Annotated in this window: 1 protein-coding gene and 1 pseudogene; both read left to right on the top strand. The window is 63.5% G+C overall.

The features are described from left to right. Positions 1–1,190: pseudogene (locus tag HP499_RS23405) on the top strand (RNA helicase); the annotation flags it as partial. A gap of 47 nt (positions 1,191–1,237) precedes the next feature. Continuing rightward, the coding region (locus HP499_RS23400; RefSeq protein WP_172326445.1) for an amidohydrolase at positions 1,238–2,404 on the top strand (1,167 nt) is incomplete at its 3' end.

The raw sequence follows: 2,404 nt of genomic DNA, 5'->3' as shown, positions 1-2,404 counted from the left end.
TGGGCGACTTCACGGAGTATGCAAGACTGCGGCGCGAACTCAGTGACGCTGAGAACTTTGCGGCCCGGGACCATCAGCGTGCCCGCAAGTCCCATGTAGCCGATTCCCTGGCCCGTCTGATCCCCGGTGACGTCGTCAGCATCTACAGCGGCAGGATGGCCGGGCATGCGGTTGTCCTTGACGTTGACCCGAATGCCCGGGAGCCGCGCCCATCAGTGCTTACCTCCGATGGCCAGCTCCGTCGCATCGGCGTGCACGATCTCGATGGACCGGTCTCGCCTGTTACCCGCATCCGCATTCCCAAGTCCTTTAACGCCAAGGTTCCCAAGTCACGCCGCGACCTCGCATCCTCCATGCGTCACGCCATCAGCGAAGACGCACCGCACAGCCGCCGCAACAGCCGGCACGAGGACTTCGGGCTGGGGGCCCGGCTGCCGGACCAGGAAAAGAAGATCGCCGATCTGAGGCGCGCCCTCAGGGCCCACCCCTGCCACGGTTGCAGCGAGCGGGAGGACCACGCCCGGTGGTCCGAACGTTGGTGGAAGTTGCGCAAGGAAACCGACGGCCTGGTCCGCCAGATCCAAGGCCGGACCAACACCATCGCCAAAACGTTCGACCGCGTGTGCGACGTCCTCTCCGCCTATGGATACCTCGAGACGAACGATGCCGGCAACGTCACCATCAGCACTGATGGGCAGCGGCTGCGCCGGATCTATGGGGAAAAGGATCTGCTGATTTCCCAGTCGGTCCGACGCGGGGCATTGAACGATCTCGATGCCGCCGAGTTGGCGTCGCTGGCCAGCACGCTGGTCTATCAAGCCAAACGCGAAGACCGTGGCTTGCGGCCCAGGATGCCCTCTGTTTCGCTGGAGTCGGCCGTGGATATCGTCATCCGCGAATGGTCCCAACTGGAAGACACCGAAGAGCACCACAGACTTCCCTTAACGGGCGAGCCGGAACTCGGACTGATGTGGCCCATGTACAAATGGGCCAGGGGCCGCCATCTTCAGGATGTTCTCAGCGGCACCGACCTCGCTGCCGGCGATTTTGTGCGCTGGGCAAAGCAAGTGGTGGATCTGCTGGACCAACTGGCCAAGATCCCGCAATTGGATCCCAGGGTGGCGCGGATCTGCCGCGAGTCCATTGATCTGGTTCGCCGTGGTGTTGTTGCCTACTCAACAGTGGCTTAGCACCGTCTCCACCCATTGACATTCTTCGACGCTCAAGGAGCATCCGCATGAACCAGCCAGGCGCATCAGCCGGCCACCTCCGCCCTGCCGTGGACCGCAAGGTGACCATGTACCGCAACGGATCCATCTATACGGCTGCTGATCCTTTTGCCACGGCCATGGTGGTAGATGGCGATACCGTCGCCTGGGTGGGCTCGGAGCAGGCCGCCACGTCCATCGTTGACTCGTCCATGGAAGTCATCGACCTCCGCGGAGCCCTCCTGGCTCCCGGTTTTGTGGATTCCCACGCACACCTGACAGAAACGGGCCTTGCCCTGGCCGGGCTGGACCTTTCCACCGTGCGCTCAGCCAAAGAACTGCTCGACGCCGTTGCCGGCGTCGGCGGGACCGGCACCATTACAGGGCACGGCTGGGATGAAACGGCGTGGAACGATCCCACGCTGCCCTCGCTCGAAGAGCTTGAACGGGCATCGGCCGGACGGCAGGTTTACCTCTCACGCATAGATGTCCACTCCGCCTTGGTCTCTTCGTCCTTGGCTGAAGCTGCCGGGCTGAAGGGTCTGGACGGGTTCTCCGGTGAGGCACGGGTAGTGCGGTCGGCGCATACCGCTGCACGCTTGACGGCCCGGCAGTTCCCCGAGGCGGAACGGCGTGCTTTTCAGGAACGTGCCCTCAGGGAAGCGGCATCCAACGGCTATGTGGCGATGGCGGAGATGTCGGCACCCCACATCTGCGGCCCGGACGATCTGCGCCTGGCAGCATCATGGAATGACCAGGGTGGCAGGCCTGAAGTACTTCCGTACCGGGGTGAGCTTGCATCGTCCGTGGAGCACGCCGAGGACATCCTGGCCGGCCTTGGGACCAAGGTGCTGGGCCTCGCCGGCGACCTCAACATGGATGGTTCACTGGGTTCCCGGACAGCCGCGCTGTTGGATGACTATTCCGACGCACCCGGGAACCGCGGCAGCCTATACCTTTCCGTTGACGATGCTGCCAGGCACTTGGCTGCGACGTCCCAGCTGGGCATCCAGGCCGGCTTCCATGTCATTGGTGATGCAGGCCTCGCCGCTGTTCTCGAAGCCCTGGACGTCGCGGCAGGTGAAGTGGGGGAGCAGAAGATCCGGGCCGCGGGACACCGGCTGGAGCATGTTGAGCTGGCCGATCAGGCCGCTATCGACAAACTTGCCAAGTACTCCATTACCGTCAGCGTCCAA

This window comes from Paenarthrobacter sp. CM16 (assembly GCF_013179505.1).
GTDB lineage: Bacteria > Actinomycetota > Actinomycetes > Actinomycetales > Micrococcaceae > Arthrobacter.
This window is presented reverse-complemented; position numbering and strand designations above follow the sequence as displayed.